This is a genomic window from Flavobacterium galactosi, assembly GCF_048158585.1.
In the GTDB taxonomy this organism is placed as follows: Bacteria; Bacteroidota; Bacteroidia; order Flavobacteriales; family Flavobacteriaceae; genus Flavobacterium; species Flavobacterium galactosi.
Window position 1 is genome coordinate 542,973 of sequence record NZ_JBLNKV010000001.1, and the last position, 15,446, is coordinate 558,418.

General features: G+C 36.9%; 11 protein-coding genes and 1 tRNA gene. 7 read left to right on the forward strand and 5 right to left on the reverse strand.

What is annotated here, in order from left to right; translation table 11 throughout:
- Positions 1-54 precede the first annotated feature (54 nt).
- Complete coding sequence (locus tag ACM55M_RS02320; RefSeq protein ID WP_416855871.1) at positions 55-1,122, forward strand: SDR family oxidoreductase; 1,068 nt, start codon at positions 55-57, stop codon at positions 1,120-1,122.
- A 119-nt stretch (positions 1,123-1,241) separates the two neighbouring features.
- Here ACM55M_RS02320 and ACM55M_RS02325 read toward each other — a convergent pair whose 3' ends face one another.
- From ACM55M_RS02325 to rseP, 3 genes are all read right to left on the reverse strand, one after another.
- Positions 1,242-1,631, reverse strand: coding sequence for a Dabb family protein (locus ACM55M_RS02325; RefSeq protein ID WP_416855872.1), 390 nt, complete (start codon positions 1,629-1,631; stop codon positions 1,242-1,244).
- Positions 1,632-1,921: 290 nt separating this feature from the next.
- A tRNA-Asn gene (locus ACM55M_RS02330) sits at positions 1,922-1,995 on the reverse strand.
- Positions 1,996-2,133: 138 nt separating this feature from the next.
- Entirely contained in the window at positions 2,134-3,477 is a 1,344-nt protein-coding gene (gene rseP, locus ACM55M_RS02335; RefSeq protein ID WP_416855873.1) for an RIP metalloprotease RseP, read from the reverse strand.
- Positions 3,478-3,677: 200 nt separating this feature from the next.
- On the opposite strand from rseP, the gene ACM55M_RS02340 reads away from it, so the two are divergent.
- The 3 genes from ACM55M_RS02340 (at position 3,678) to ACM55M_RS02350 (ending at position 7,647) form a co-directional block, all read left to right on the forward strand.
- Positions 3,678-4,748 carry an NADH:flavin oxidoreductase/NADH oxidase gene (locus ACM55M_RS02340; protein ID WP_416856280.1) on the forward strand — a complete coding sequence of 357 codons (1,071 nt, stop codon included), beginning with the start codon at positions 3,678-3,680 and terminating at the stop codon, positions 4,746-4,748.
- Between the two features lie 194 nt (positions 4,749-4,942).
- Positions 4,943-5,983, forward strand: coding sequence for a Gfo/Idh/MocA family oxidoreductase (locus ACM55M_RS02345; RefSeq protein ID WP_416855874.1), 1,041 nt, complete (start codon positions 4,943-4,945; stop codon positions 5,981-5,983).
- 449 nt (positions 5,984-6,432) lie between these two features.
- The gene (locus tag ACM55M_RS02350; protein WP_416855875.1) at positions 6,433-7,647 is read left to right on the forward strand and encodes an MFS transporter; all 1,215 of its coding nucleotides are present in this window, start codon (positions 6,433-6,435) and stop codon (positions 7,645-7,647) included.
- A gap of 255 nt (positions 7,648-7,902) precedes the next feature.
- On the opposite strand, the gene ACM55M_RS02355 is transcribed toward ACM55M_RS02350, so the two are convergent.
- Positions 7,903-8,106, reverse strand: a complete 204-nt coding sequence (locus ACM55M_RS02355) for a hypothetical protein (protein WP_416855876.1) — start codon at positions 8,104-8,106, stop codon at positions 7,903-7,905.
- A gap of 41 nt (positions 8,107-8,147) precedes the next feature.
- On the opposite strand from ACM55M_RS02355, the gene ACM55M_RS02360 reads away from it, so the two are divergent.
- From ACM55M_RS02360 to ACM55M_RS02370, 3 genes are all read left to right on the forward strand, one after another.
- Positions 8,148-10,985: a carboxypeptidase-like regulatory domain-containing protein gene (locus tag ACM55M_RS02360; RefSeq protein WP_416855877.1), complete on the forward strand. Its 2,838-nt coding sequence runs from the start codon at positions 8,148-8,150 to the stop codon at positions 10,983-10,985.
- A 78-nt stretch (positions 10,986-11,063) separates the two neighbouring features.
- A complete protein-coding gene (locus ACM55M_RS02365; RefSeq protein ID WP_416855878.1) occupies positions 11,064-12,416 on the forward strand; it encodes a DUF5689 domain-containing protein in 1,353 nt (450 codons plus the stop codon).
- Positions 12,417-12,499: 83 nt separating this feature from the next.
- Positions 12,500-12,961, forward strand: coding sequence for an FKBP-type peptidyl-prolyl cis-trans isomerase (locus tag ACM55M_RS02370; RefSeq protein WP_416855879.1), 462 nt, complete (start codon positions 12,500-12,502; stop codon positions 12,959-12,961).
- A gap of 82 nt (positions 12,962-13,043) precedes the next feature.
- Here the strand turns inward: ACM55M_RS02370 and ACM55M_RS02375 are convergent, their stop codons facing one another.
- Entirely contained in the window at positions 13,044-15,161 is a 2,118-nt protein-coding gene (locus ACM55M_RS02375) for a glycoside hydrolase family 97 protein (RefSeq protein WP_416855880.1), read from the reverse strand.
- Positions 15,162-15,446: the final 285 nt, after the last annotated feature.

The following is a 15,446-nucleotide window of genomic DNA, read 5'->3' on the forward strand; positions in this document are numbered from 1 at the left end:
TAATCCATGGAATGTTTTCGAATTTTGTAATTCATAAAATTTTAAAATAGAATTATGGAAAATATAGCGTTAGTAGTTGGAGCGACCGGAATAACAGGCAGTAATCTCGCAGAAAGACTTATTGCTAAAGGTTGGATAACTTTCGGTTTAGCCAGAAACCCACGAAAAGATATAGAAAACCTTCAGCCTGTTGCTGCAGATCTTTTGGATTTGGAGAATTTAAAAATAGCTTTAAAAGATATTTCTCCCACACACATTTACATTACAAGTTGGATGCGTCAGGACTCTGAAGCCGAAAATATACGTGTGAACAGCTTAATGGTCAGAAATCTTCTCGAAGCATTATCTTCTAAAAAATCAGTGCAACACGTAGCGCTTGTTACGGGACTGAAACATTATCTTGGGCCGTTTGAGGCTTACGCCAAAGAAGGATTTTTGCCCGAAACGCCACTTAGGGAAGAGCAACCGCGTCTTGATTTAGAAAATTTTTATTATGCCCAGGAAGATGAAGTTTATGTTGCTGCTGCGCGAGATGGTTTTACATGGAGTATCCACCGACCGCATACGGTTATAGGAAAAGCGGTAGGCAACTTAATGAATCTTGGAACTACACTCGCGGTGTATGCCAGCATTTGTAAAGAAACTGGAAAACCGTTTCAGTGGCCGGGTTCAGCAGCACAATGGAATGGACTTTCGGATGTTACGGATGCTAGAGTATTGGCAGAACATTTAATATGGGCTTCCACTACAGAAGCGGCTCGTAACGAAGCATTCAACGTTGTCAATGGCGATTTTTTTCGCTGGAAATGGCTTTGGAAAAAATTAGCAGAATCATTCGGTATTGAAGCATTAGGCTATGACGGCACGATTCATCCTCTTGAGGAGCAAATGATAGATGAAGCTCCGGTTTGGAAAAACATTGCCGTTCAATATGCTCTTGAAGAGTCTGATTTAAACAAACTCGCTTCTCCGTGGCATACTGATCTTGACCTAGGACGACCAATAGAAGTCATGACTGATATGTCTAAAAGCCGTGCACTCGGATTCCCTGTTTTTCAAAGAACTGAAGATTCATTTTATGATTTGTTTGAACAGCTTCGTACTGACCGATTGATTCCGTAGTTATTTTAAGAAGTTTCTTAAAATAGTGCGCATAAAATTGGGCTTCAAGATTTAATTCTTGAAGCCCCAATTTCATTTGTGTTTCCACTTGGATTGGCAGCAGCCAACTCCTTCAATATTTATACATCGATAGCATCATAAACCACTACTTTTTCCCATAAATGAGAACAGTTCTTTGCAAAAGCCTGATGAATCGGGTGATCCTGATATATTTTTTGTCCGGCTTCATCATCAAAAAACATAAGCTCTGAAACATCCCAAGAAGTGTCTACTACCTCGCGCTTCTCTGTAGAAGCTAAAACGCCCACATGAATTTTGTGAATAGTTGGAATTGCCGCTAAGGTTTTCAAACCGGAAATCAATTGTTGCTTTTCAGCATCGGAGTGAGGGTTCTTTAACCAAAAAAACACATAGTGCAACAAGGGTTTTTTCTTTGGACGCAGTGCAAAGCCCATAATACTTGCGACTCCAAATAAAGCTGCGGAACCAATAAATATTCTACGTATCATCAATTTATTTTTAATAGTAAATATCAAAATTTAAAAATGGAAAAGATAAAATAACCCTTTTATTTTATCCCTAATTTTTAAAATAGTTGAGCATGAAGTTTCCTTCCATTTTCTGTGTCACGGTTTATTAAAAAGCCGCACAATTGTCCCGTAACAAAAGCCAGGACAATATTGGTGATAAATGGAAACCTATACTATTAAATTGGAAGTTAAAAATCTCGTGAAGCACTGATTCCACTGTAGTCTAAAACAAAAAAGACCTTACATCACTGTAAAGTCTTTTTAAAAAGCTCCCTCTCTTGGGCTCGAACCAAGGACCCTCTGATTAACAGTCAGATGCTCTAACCAACTGAGCTAAGAAGGAAACTGTATATTTTTATTCTGGTAAGGAATGAACGTTTTAGTGTGCTTATTAGCGAAGTTTGTTTCACTTGTAAAGCGGTGCAAAGATAGGGCTTAATTTGATTTCTGCAAGCAAAAATAATTTTTTTTTTAATTTTTTTTACTTCCCAAGAATTGCCTTGTAAATGTCGTTTCCATTAGCAAATAGTAACAGTGTTATAAGTAATACGAAACCAACCATTTGTGCATTCTCTAGGAATTTATCACTTGGTTTTTTACCACTAACAATTTCATATAATAAAAACATCACATGGCCACCATCAAGTGCCGGAATAGGTAATAAGTTCATTACACCAAGCATAATTGATAACAAAGCGGTGATCGTCCAGAAAACTTCCCAGCTCCAAGTATTAGGAAAAATATCAAATATAGCTTTAAAACCACCTACTTGTTTGTAAGCACCGGTACTTGGACTGAAAATCATTTTCAGCTGTTTTCCATACCCTACTAATTGGTCTTTTCCTTTTGCTAATCCTACAGGGATTGATTCTAATAGGCCAAATTCCTGCTTACTAATTTTGTAATAGCCTAGTTTTTCTAGAGATTCCATGCTAATACCAGCTCGATTTACTCCTAACGTACCTTCTTTAGAAACAATAACGGGTACTTGAACTTCTTTTTGGTTTCTTAAAACAGTGGCGTTAATGGTTTTGTTTTTATTGTTTTCTAAAACTGTTTTGGCTTCATCAAAGTATTTTGTTCTTTGACCATTAAGAGCAATAACAATATCTTTTGGTTGTAAAGCAGTATTTTTCGAATCGGCAGCAACAGCTCCAATAGCAAATGGCATTCTAATAGATACTAATGGTGCTTTTTCGTGTTTTGATAATTGATCCACAAAATCATTGGGCATTTTTATAGACTGCTCGGTTCCATTTCTTTCAATTAGAACTTCTTTTCCCATCACCACTTTAGCGTTAATTCCATTATCAAAACGTTCTACTTTTTCGCCATCTATAGAAATGATTCTGTCACCCGTTTTGAAACCTGCATTTTGCATGGCCTTATTTTCGATCAAAAGACCGTCTTTCAAATCCGAGTTAGCAATATAGGTTTCGCCATAAGCAAATGCCATTCCGATATAAATAATGAACGCCAAAATAAAATTCACGGTAACACCACCAAGCATAATAATCAAACGTTGCCACGCTGGTTTAGAACGAAATTCCCATGGTTGAGGGGGTAAAGCCATTTGCTCTTTGTCCATGCTTTCGTCAATCATTCCGGAAATTTTCACATAACCACCCAAAGGCAACCAACCGATACCGTATTCAGTTTCGCCAATTTTCTTTTTTAGAAGGGAGTATTTAACATCAAAAAACAGGTAAAATTTTTCGACTCTGGTTTTAAATAATTTAGCAGGAATAAAATGTCCTAATTCGTGAAGTATAATAAGTAATGATAAGCTCAATAAAAATTGAGAAAGCTTGATAACTATGTCCATTTTTTAATTTTAGTTCTTTTACAACGTACAAAAGTAAGGTTTTCTATTTGTTTAATTTACAAATATTGTTCCATACCGTTTTAAATGTTTGTTAATTAATTAAAATACAATTTTTACTTTCGGTTATGTCCCTTAACTTTACTTTTATGAAACGGTTTTCCCGTTATTTTCATTTAAAAACACACATTAAAATCAATAATATGTCTTCAAAATTATTTTCACCACTTCAAATAAAAAATATTAAGCTTAAAAATAGAATTGTTATATCTCCCATGTGCCAATATTCTGCAACAGACGGTTTTGCTAATGACTGGCATTTGGTGCATTTGGGCAGTCGTGCCAGTGGCGGAGCGGGATTAATTATTCAGGAAGCGACTGCAGTTTCCCCCGAAGGCAGAATTTCCCCCGGGGATTTGGGACTTTGGAAAGATGAACAAATCGAAAAAATGCAAGCGATTAATCGTTTTATTAGGAGTCAAAATTCAGTTCCCGGAATTCAATTGGCGCATGCCGGAAGAAAAGCCAGTGCCGCTGCGCCTTGGGAAGGAGGCAGAAAATTAGATGAAACCCAAGGCGGTTGGGATACTGTAGCGCCAAGTGCGGTCGCCTATCATGATAATGAAAAAACGCCTATTGCATTAGACAAATCGGGAATTGAAAAAGTAATTTCCGATTTTAAAGCGACTACCAAAAGAGCCGTTCAAGCTGGTTTTCAAGTATTGGAAATTCATGCGGCTCACGGCTATTTATTACATCAGTTTCTTTCGCCTTTGTCTAATTTTCGAACGGATGAATATGGAGGAAGTTTCGAAAACCGAATTCGTTTAACGTTAGATATTGTGGAAGCAGTACAATCAGAATGGCCGCAAAATTTGCCTTTGTTTGTTAGAATTTCTGCTACGGATTGGGCGGAAGGCGGTTGGAACATCGAAGAATCAGTTCAGCTTTCGAAAATACTAAAAGAAAAAGGAGTGGATTTAATTGATGTTTCTTCAGGTGGATTGGTGTCACACCAACAAATTCCGTTGGGACCCAATTACCAAGTTCCTTTTGCGGAAACAATAAAAAAAGAAACGGGAATACTGACAGGCGCCGTAGGTTTAATCACAACATCCGGTCAAGCGGAAGAAATAATTGCATCCGGAAAAGCCGATTTGGTTTTGTTCGCAAGGGAATCGCTTAGAAACCCTAATTTAGGATTGAAATTCGCCGAGGAACTTCAGGCGGATATTCAATGGCCAAAACAATACGAAAGAGCAAAAATTAAATAATATTTTGGAGTGATTAATACCGTCAATGGTAGTTTTTTGAGCAATGAAACGGAACAAAAAAGTATCGAGAACCAATTCTTCAATGAACTTAGATTCCTTATGGGTTTCAAAATTTAACCAGACAAGGAATATAAGTTCCCCTGATTTTTAAAATTAAAAGTTATAAATTCGTGTTCGACTAAAAAAAACAGCACATGCAAAAAATAAGAACTGCTTTGCTTTCCTACGGAATGTCAGGAAAAGTATTCCACGCTCCGTTTATATCATTTCATGAAGGATTTGAACTGATTGGTTCTTGGGAAAGAAGTAAAAAACTGATACGGGAGGATTATCCTTCAGTTAAAAGTTATGCCACAATGGAAGCTTTACTCGAAGACGATGTCGATTTGGTAATTGTAAATACGCCAGTGGATACACATTATGAATATGCCAAAAAAGTATTGCTTGCGGGAAAACATGCCATTGTCGAAAAAGCATTTACCACCACCGTTGCCCAAGCGCAGGAATTAGCTGCTTTGGCAAAAGAAAGGGGAGTGAAACTAGCCGTTTTCCAAAACAGAAGGTGGGACAGCGATTTCAAAACCGTGCAAAAAATTATTTTGGAGAAGAAATTGGGAGATATTGTGGAAGCCGAATTCCATTTTGATCGCTACAATCCGCTTTTGAGTCCAAAATCACATAAAGAAACGGTCAATTCCGGGGCTGGAATTCTAAAGGATTTAGGTCCGCATTTGATTGATCAGGCCTTGTGTTTATTTGGTTTGCCCCAATCCGTTTTTGCGGATATTAGAATCACGCGAGAACATTCTTTGGTAGATGATTATCTGGATATTTTGCTTTATTATCCTGATTTTAGAGTCCGATTAAAAGCTAGTTTTTTTGTAAGGGAAGCCGTTCCGTCTTTTATGATTCATGGGAAAAAAGGTTCTTTCTTAAAACCACGAGGCGATGTGCAGGAAGATGATTTAAAACTTGAAAAAAAACCAAATTTAGACACGTGGGGAAAAGAGCCTGAGAGTAAAGAAGGCACTTTACATACTGAAATTGAGAACGACATCTTTAATGCCAAAGTACCAACACTTCAAGGCAATTATTACGATTATTTTGATGGCGTTTACAATTCCATTTCAAATGATACATCAGAGCCGGTAACTGCTCAGGATGGGATTCATGTGATGCAAATCATTGAAGCCGCAATAAAAAGTAGCGAACAGAAGAGAGTAATTGATTTGTAGTTCAGAATGATGGTTCTTTAAAAATTTTTGCCACAAATTTAAAGAAAGTGGTTGGACTTTGACAAAGAATTGCTAACTCCGAAAATACGCAGTGATGAAATGGGTTTATCAAAGAGGATAAAAAAATAAATTTTCTACTACATTAATCTGCTGAATCCGCGTGAAAATTTTTAGCACGCAGATTTTGCAGATTCAGCAGATTTTATAAACCATAATACTATTTTGAATTCTTAACCACACATTTGAAAAGAGTTAGATAGAATTACACGAAAACACGGATTCCTTTAGTCCCTAAATAGAAATTTGTGGCGAATAACTTCTAAATACGAATGCTTTTTTAGCCTAATTTATAAACAATAACGATATATTCCTTGGTTAATGTGTTGTTTCGACATAATGAATGATTGCTTTTTGTACTTTTGACCTAAGAAATTCTAAAACTGATTCTTTTGATAGATTTAAACTTTTTAGGCAGATTCAAAGCGAAGGGAAAATACAAGAAAACGTACAAAGACGCTAAGGTTTCTTATTTGAACAGAATTCGTTGGGCAGTGTCCATGTTTTATTTTGGCATGGGTTTGTGTTTTGCCACTTGGGCAAGCCGAATCCCGGATATCAAAACGGCATTACACCTTAGTGAAGGCGACTTGGGAACCATTTTATTTGCCGTTCCGTTAGGACAGTTAGCCATGATGCCCTTTTCAGGAAAATTGGTTACTCGTTTTGGTAGCCATCGCATTCTCCCTTATTCTATTATAATGTATGCCTTTAGTTTGACCACTTTAGGACTAGCCCAAAATGCTTGGCAACTGGGTCTTGGATTATTTTTCTTTGGAATTTTCGCAAACTTAACGAACATATCCGTAAATACGCAAGGAGTGTACACAGAAGGGCTTTTTAAAAGAACCATTATGTCCTCTTTTCATGGGATGTGGAGCTTAGCTGGATTTACAGGGGCTTTAGTCGGCTTGGGAATGTTGTCACTGGAACTCAATACGTATACGCATTTTCTGATCGTTGCGGCAATCGCAGTTTTGTTGATGGCTTTTAATTTCAAATTCTTAATTAAAGCCAAAGAAACCATCCAAATCGAAAAGAAAAAAGGATTCAGAAAACCAGACAGATCTCTAGTCATGTTAGGAATCATTGGGTTTTGTTGTATGGCCAGCGAAGGTGTTATGTTTGATTGGAGTGGTGTTTATTTCAAAGATATTGTCAAAGCGCCTGGGCCATTAGTAATTTTAGGCTATACTTCTTTTATGATTATGATGGCAAGTGGCCGTTTTTTTGGGGATGGTTTAACTCAAAAATTTGGACGAAAAACAGTAATGCAAATCAGTGGTTGTATGATTTCTATTGGCTTATTTACTGCCGTATTCTTCCCATTCATAATTCCGTCAACAATCGCTTTTATGTTTGTAGGATTGGGAGTTTCCACTATTATACCAACTCTTTATAGCATTGCAGGCAAGCATCCAACGATCCCAACCGGCGAAGCCTTAACAGCTGTTTCCAGCGTAAGTTTCCTTGGGTTTTTAATGGGTCCACCCATAATTGGTTATATCGCCGAGGCATTTGGTTTGCGATTTTCATTCGCTTTCATTGGTATTTTTGGATTTTTCATTGCACTGATGGTTTCCAGAATCAAGGCAATTCAAGACTAGTTTTTTAGGAGCACAACATCCCGTTTTTATAAGAGTACCCACACCCGCTGTACGCAGTATCTTTTTTTCGTAAAAAACGAGAGTAAGGATACTTGCTGCCATCAGGGCTATTCACTGCGTTTTAATTTCTTAGAATAGTTCCACATTGCAGAGGTTTAAAAAAATATAAGATTTTTTCTATAAAAAAAGAACAACTTAATAGTTTTTTTCCTATTTTTAACATAGAATTTAAATGGTACGCTATTTAAGTTGAGTTTAAAATTCTAATACCACATTTTTCAGCAGAATTTTATTCGGTCTCAAAATACCACTTTCCAAAAACATTTTTTCCATTTTTCTATTCTTTATTCTATTTAGTAATAATCGCTGCTGTTCAAAAAAATCATCATTATCCGTAATGTTGATTCTCAAAGTACCGTATTTGGTTAAGTCGAAATAGAATAAAGAATTTTTATTCATTGGCATATTCTAATTCGCTCATAAAAGACCTCAATATGCTTATGAAAAAAATTACCCTTATTGTCTTTTTTTTTGTTTCAATACCTTTAGCTTTTGCCCAACAAAAAACAGGGATTTCCGGAAAAGTTATGGATTCCAAAACGCAGCAACCATTGCCTTATGTTGTAGTCACCATTCAAAACACGAATTTAATGCAGCTGACAACAGTTGATGGGAAATTTAGATTTGACACGGTTCCCGCAGGTGAACAACTGGTTTTATTTCACAGTCAAGGATATAAAGACGCCTTATTTCCAGTTGAAATCATAGCGGGGCAAATACTCGATTTAGACACAATACTATTAGAAGAAGACCAAACCTCAGAAGAGCAAACCAGTTTAATAGCACTTTCCGAAAATGATTTAAGCGACGACAACAGCGGCTCCGAAAGTACTTCCGGGCTTTTGCAATCCTCCAAAGATGCTTTTCAGCAAGCGGCGGCTTTCAATTGGGGACAAGCCCGTTTTAGGATTCGAGGGTTGGATAGTGAGCATTCCACGATGATGATAAATGGCGTTTCCATGAATAAATTGTACGATGGCAGACCACAATGGGGCGATTGGGGCGGACTCAACGATGCGCTCCGAAATCAAGAGTTTTCCATAGGAACCGCTCCTTCGGATTATACCTTTGGAGGAATATTAGGGACTCAGGAAATCAATACCCGCGCTTCCATTTACCGACCCGGCACCCGCATTTCATTTTCCGGAACCAATACTAATTACAGTTGGCGTATGATGGGAACCTATGCTTCCGGAATGAATGCACAAGGCTGGGCATTTGTAGTTTCGGCAGGAAAGCGATGGGCGCAGGAAGGCTATTTTGAAGGAACAAATTACGATGCTAATTCTGCCTTTATAAGTGTGGAGAAGAAGTTAAATGAGAATCATTCCTTAAATTTTACTACTTTTTATACTCCAAATTCCCGAGGGAAAAATTCCCCAAATACCACCGAAGTTACCCAATTGACCAACGGAAAATACAATTCCTACTGGGGTTTTCAAAACGGGAATAAGAGAAATTCGAGAATGAAAACCATCGAAGAACCCATTTTAATGCTGAACCATTTTTTTAAAGTCAACGACAAAACCAATCTAACTACCAGCCTGATGTATCAATTTGGAAAAATTGGAAACAGCAACATCGATTATCAAAATGCGAATAGTCCAGACCCTACCTATTATAGAAAACTGCCCAGTTATTACAGCTCGCATTACGATTCCGATAACGGGGAATTTTCAGGGGAGTTCACACCGGATTTAGAGAATGCAGAGAAAAGCAAAATACTGTTTATGGCCAATCAGCAAATGGAATGGAACGCGATGTACCAAGCCAATCAAACCCCGATTGTAAATGCAAACGGAATAATTTCGGGCTATGAACCAACCAAAAGCAACTATGTTTTGTATGAAGATCGCACCGATGATAAAACAATGGTGGCGACTTCTACATTCAATACGCAGCTAACTGAAAATGTTATTTTGAATGTTGGGGGATCTTTCAAAAACTTGAAATCACACAATTATCAGAAGCTTTTAGATTTATTGGGAGGTGCTTATTTTGAAGACATTGATGGATTTTATAACGGAAACCAATCGCAATCTGACTTGAATAATCCCAATCGTCAAGTGGTGGTTGGAGATGCATACGGATACAATTATATTTATGTGGCCAATACGCTCGATGCCTTTACGCAATTCAAATTTTCGTACAATAAAGCCGATTTTTATTTGGCTCAAAGTTTCTCAAGCACCAATTATCAAAGGGAAGGATTGTATAGAAATGGAATTTACGAAACCAATTCCTTTGGAAAAAGCGATAAAGCTACATTCGAAAATTTTGGTTTCAAAGGAGGACTAACCTATAAAATATCGGGGAGACAAATGTTAATTTTTAATGGAGCACATTTGACAAATGCCCCAACAATCAGGAATACATTCCCTAATTCCCGTCTAAATAATAGGATTGTTGACGATTTGGAAAATGAAAACATAAGCAGTTTGGATGCGAGTTACAGCTATCGTTCTCCAAGATTCAAAGGAAGACTTACCACTTTTTATACGTTGATAAGAGATGCCACGCAAACTTCTTTCTTTTACGCTGAAGGAATTTTTGATGATGGTGCGGGATATAATAACACAAGTGCTTTTGTGAGTCAGACGCTAACACATTTGAACAAGAAAAATCTGGGTGCTGAATTAAGTCTGGAGTACCAAATAAACCCAACATTGAAAACCACTTTTTCCGCGGGTTTTGGAGAATATACGTATGACACCAATCCAAATGTAATGGTGACAAATGATGCCGAAGCTTCAATAGAAAACACAAATCCTGTTTTCGATTTTGGAACCGCAGCTTTGAAAAACTACAAACAACCGGGTTCGCCACAACAAGCCTATTCGTTGGGAATTGAATATCGGGATCCTAAGTTTTGGTGGATTGGGGTGAATCTAAATTATTTAACAAATAGTTATATTGATGTTTCTCCCATTGCCAGAACAGATCACTTTTTTATCAATCCCGCCAGCGGATTTCCCTTTCCGGAAGCTACAGAAGAAAGAGGCAAGGAATTATTGCAACAGGAAAAATTTGCTCCAACAACATTGTTAAATATAGTTGGCGGAAAATCATGCCGTATTTATGGTAAGTATGTAGGTCTTTTTGTCAGCATCAATAATGTGCTCGATGTTACTTACAAAACGGGCGGTTATGAACAGGCCAGAAATGCCAATTTTAGGCAACGCAATCAGGATGTTTCCAGTGGAACACCATCTTTTGGCAACAAATATTTTTACGGGTACGGAAGGACTTATTTCGTCAATCTTTCCATCAATTTATAAATTCAGACAATTAATATATTCTAAAATTTATATGCAGTATATTTTAGACAAATCATTTTTAACAATAAATAGTCATCTATGAAACCAATTTTCAATTCCCTATTTTTTTCTATAGTAATCGCCATCCTTTTTACAAGTTGTGTAAATGATGCCGTTGACATTCCGAAACTAAGTTGTACGCAACCGGATTTAACCGTAAACCGAACCGTTGCTGAAGTTCGGGAAAATGCCAATGCAATAGTAACCCAATATAAGTATGATGACATTATAGAAGCGTATGTTGTTTCCAGCGATGAATCAGGTAATTTTTTCAAATCGATTTCCTTGCAAACTTTGGCAACAGCCACAAAGCCAGCTGTAGGTTTTAGTGTTCCTGTCGATGCAACAAACTTGTATATTGACTATAGAATGGGTAATAAGGTATATTTAAAACTTAAAGACCAGTACACTGATATCTTATTTGGAGGTATGCGGATAGGAAACATTTTTGTAAATTCATACAATGAAGGCGGAGTGGGGCGACTTTCCCAAAATGACTATAAAAAAGTGCTGAATGCTTCTTGTACAAGGCTAAGGGAGGAAGTTCTTGTAAAGACAATTTCAATGGAAGATTTATTGAATGATTCTAATCTGAATACTTTGATCGAATTATCCGATGTTCAGTTTACGGCGGATGCTATTGGTCGCCATTATTTTGAGGAAACCAATAATGTGGGCGGCGCAACCAATTGGGGTTTGATGGATAAATTAGGGAATCAGGTGTATTTTAGAACCAGCAGTTTCGCTGATTTTTCCAGTAATTTGGTTCCCGACGGGAGTGGAAAAGTAAGAGGGATTTTAACAAAGTATGGAACTGATTACCAAATATTACCACGCTCTGCAAAAGATGTTGTAATGACAGGAAACAGAGTAGCTCCTTTTTTCTCTCAAGATTTTGAAACGGTGATAGATAAATCAAATTTGAGCCTTCCGGGTTGGGCAAATAGTGTTCAAAAAGGAGCGCTTTCCTGGAAAGGGACGGTATATTCCGGAAACGGTTACGCCGAATTTAATATTTCAGGCACAAGGGTAGTTTCGAATGTGGCTTGGTTGATTTCTCCAAAAATAGACATGGACAAACATATCAATGAAGTCTTAACTTTCAGAACTGCCCAACATCACTTAGATGTTGATTCCCAATTGAATTCTTTGGAAGTTTATGTTTCTACTAATTTTGACGGATTGAATGTGGCTACAGCGACTTGGATTCCGATTTTGGCGAAATTACCTAAACAGGCAACCCCTTGGTATCAATTTATAGGAAGTGGTGCAATAGATTTATCTTCTTATAAAGGCAAAATTAATGTAGCGTTTAAATATATAGGTTCAGGAAGAGACCTGGCTTTGGATGGCGCTTTTCAGTTGGATGATGTGCAGATTTTTGGAAAATAATATTGATCACATCGCAGTGAAAAACCTAATTTATATAACGTGTATTTTATATATTTGCAGCCTTACAAATTAAATTAAAATTTATGAAATCTATTTTATTAGCATTAGTTTCTATACTATTTGTTTCTTGCTTATCAGATGGTGGAGCATCTAAACCGGTTGATTATACGGCTCAAAACGAAAAAGAAATTGTTGATTATATCGCCAAAAATCATTTAACTGCTCAAAGAAGCGATTCAGGGTTGTATTATGTGGTTAATGAAGCTGGGACCGGTGCGCAACCTACCGCAACGTCTAATGTAACGGTGGCGTACAAAGGTTATTTTACCAGCGGAAATGTATTTGATGAAAGTAAAGCGGAAGGAATTTCTTTTGGATTGAATCAAGTAATAAAAGGTTGGACAGAGGGAATTCCTCACTTTAAAGTAGGAGGCAGCGGTATTCTTTTAATACCGTCTCACCTAGGATATGGAAGTAGTGGTAGTGGTCCTATTCCTGGTGGTTCCGTACTTGTTTTTGAAGTTAAACTTATTGCAATAAATTAGAAATTGATTGTTTAAATCACTTTGGTTTTTTCAACGAAAACCAAAATAAAAGGCTGTCTGAAAAGACAGCCTTTTTACTTAATTATTTTTTGGTTTCAACTATACTAATGGCATAACCTCCGCCTGGAGCGCTGAGTTGTGCTAGTTTTGATTTGTTGGTCACTGTCATTTTACGAATTGTATACGCTTGCGGATTTGTTTTATAATGCGCATCCTTAGCATCTGCATAAATCGTGGCTACATACGTTTTTCCTTTTTCCAAGAAATCAAATTTGATCCTTGAAGTACGAGAAGTATCTCCGTTTACATTCCCAATAAACCAGTTGTTGGTCACTTTTGCTTTACGCGCAACGGTAACATATTGACCTGGTTCCGCTTCCAGGTATTTACTGTCTGTCCAATCTACCGCTACATCTTTGATAAACTGAAAGGCATCTGCAAATCGGTCATAATTTTCAGGTAAATCGGCTGCCATCTGCAACGGACTGTACATGGTTACATATAAAGCCAGCTGATTCGCAATCGTACTGTTGACATGTGATTTATTATCAGGATTGATTTTGCTTAAATCCATTTCAAAAATACCCGGAGTATAATCCATTGGTCCACCCACTAAACGGGTAAAAGGCAATACGGTTACGTGGTTTGGTTTAGAACCTCCAAAAGCTTGATATTCGGTTCCTCTTGCGGCTTCGTTACCAATTAAATTTGGATACGTTCTACAAATCCCAGTTGGACGAATAGCCTCGTGCGCATTGACCATGATTTTATACTCTGCTGCTTTTTCGACAGCATATTGATAATGATTGACAATCCATTGGCTGTAATGGTTTTCGCCTCTTGGCAAAATATCCCCTACATACCCACTTTTCACCGCATCATACCCATTGTCTTTCATAAATTGGTATGCTTTATCCATATAACGCTCGTAGTTGCGAGTTGATCCTGAAGTTTCATGGTGCATAATCATCTTGATTCCTTTTGATTTTGCATATTCATGTAATCCTTTAACATCAAAATCTGGGTAAGGAGTTAAAAAATCAAAAACATAATCTTTTGAATGTCCAAACCAGTCTTCCCAACCTTCATTCCAACCTTCGACCAAAACCGCATCAAAACCGTTTTTGGCGGCAAAATCGATATATTTTTTCACATTGGTGGTAGTAGCACCATGTTTGCCATTTGGTTTTGCTTTTGCAAAATCAGTAACGCCAAGTTGTACCGTTGGGAATTCATCGGTGTAAGCCCATGAGCTTTTTCCAGTAATCATTTCCCACCAAACACCTACATATTTAACTGGTTTTATCCATGAAGTGTCTTCAATTTTACAAGGGTCATTCAAGTTTAACGTCATTTTTGAAGCCAGAATTTCTCTTGCGTCATCATTAACAATTATCGTACGCCAAGGCGAATGGCTTGGAGCCTGCATATATCCTTTATCTCCTTTTGCATCTGGTGTCAACCAAGATTCGAATACCATGTTTTTATCATCCAGATTCAAATGCATACAAGAATAATTGATTAAGGCTGCTTCGTGTAAATTGATATACAATCCGTCGCCTGTTTTTAGCATAAGCGAAGTCTGAACTCCTGTTGTAGAAAAAGACTTTTGAGAAACATTTGCAGTAGTTGCTTTTTCAGTAAGTCCTCTAATTTCTGATAATTTTGAGGTAGTATAATCATATTCTTGGGTATCATAATCACCAGGAATCCAAAAAGCGGTATGATCGCCTGTCATTGCAAATTGGGTTCTTTCTTCTTTGATTACAAAATAAGTAAGGTTTTTTTGCGAAGGAAACTCATAACGGAATCCTAGACCATCGTCAAACAAACGAAAACGAATAACAATTTGTCTGTCGGTTTCTTTTTGATTTAAGGTTACTGCCAATTCGTTATAATGATTGCGAATTGAGGCAACTTCTCCCCAAACTGGTTTCCAGTTTTCATCAAAAGTGGATGTCATAGTGTCAATAACAGTAAAATCATTTAACAATGATTTTTTATCATTTTTTAGCTCAAGACCTAATTTACTGGGTTTCACAACCGCTTTGCCTTTGTAATTTAAACTGTAACTAGGTGTTCCGTCATTTTGTAATGAAAAGATCATTACAAATTTTTCATTCGGTGATTTTAACTGCTGTGCATTTGCAGTGTTAAAAAAAGCGAGCCAAAGTAAGGCTGCAAAAAGAAATTGCTTCATTTTTTAAATAGAATTTAATAATTAATTTTTTAGGTTTGGTAATAGAATGTGATTTTCACGAAATCGATTTATTGAAAAACTCAAAGTTTTAATCCCAATTCCGAATTTCGAGAAAGTAAAAGTAAACGCTTTATGTGCTACATATTTTCATCATTCTAAAAAAGTAGATTATGTTTCTGTTTTTAATATGCAATATACTGAATAACTGTTTATTATGTAAATTTATTGTTTAAAAAAAGTAGTGTGTTTATAATAAAAAAAAGGCCTCCCAGATTGTTTTAACCT

Excerpts from the sequence above, each read along its gene's own strand:
- ACM55M_RS02325 (WP_416855872.1), bottom strand. The coding sequence starts at position 1,631 with ATGATACGTAGAATATTTATTGGTTCCGCAGCTTTATTTGGAGTCGCA.
- ACM55M_RS02365 (WP_416855878.1), top strand. The coding sequence starts at position 11,064 with ATGAAACCAATTTTCAATTCCCTATTTTTTTCTATAGTAATCGCCATC.
- ACM55M_RS02340 (WP_416856280.1), top strand. The coding sequence starts at position 3,678 with ATGTCTTCAAAATTATTTTCACCACTTCAAATAAAAAATATTAAGCTT.
- rseP (WP_416855873.1), bottom strand. The coding sequence starts at position 3,477 with ATGGACATAGTTATCAAGCTTTCTCAATTTTTATTGAGCTTATCATTA.
- ACM55M_RS02355 (WP_416855876.1), bottom strand. The coding sequence starts at position 8,106 with ATGAATAAAAATTCTTTATTCTATTTCGACTTAACCAAATACGGTACT.
- ACM55M_RS02370 (WP_416855879.1), top strand. The coding sequence starts at position 12,500 with ATGAAATCTATTTTATTAGCATTAGTTTCTATACTATTTGTTTCTTGC.
- ACM55M_RS02360 (WP_416855877.1), top strand. The coding sequence starts at position 8,148 with ATGAAAAAAATTACCCTTATTGTCTTTTTTTTTGTTTCAATACCTTTA.
- ACM55M_RS02345 (WP_416855874.1), top strand. The coding sequence starts at position 4,943 with ATGCAAAAAATAAGAACTGCTTTGCTTTCCTACGGAATGTCAGGAAAA.
- ACM55M_RS02320 (WP_416855871.1), top strand. The coding sequence starts at position 55 with ATGGAAAATATAGCGTTAGTAGTTGGAGCGACCGGAATAACAGGCAGT.
- ACM55M_RS02375 (WP_416855880.1), bottom strand. The coding sequence starts at position 15,161 with ATGAAGCAATTTCTTTTTGCAGCCTTACTTTGGCTCGCTTTTTTTAAC.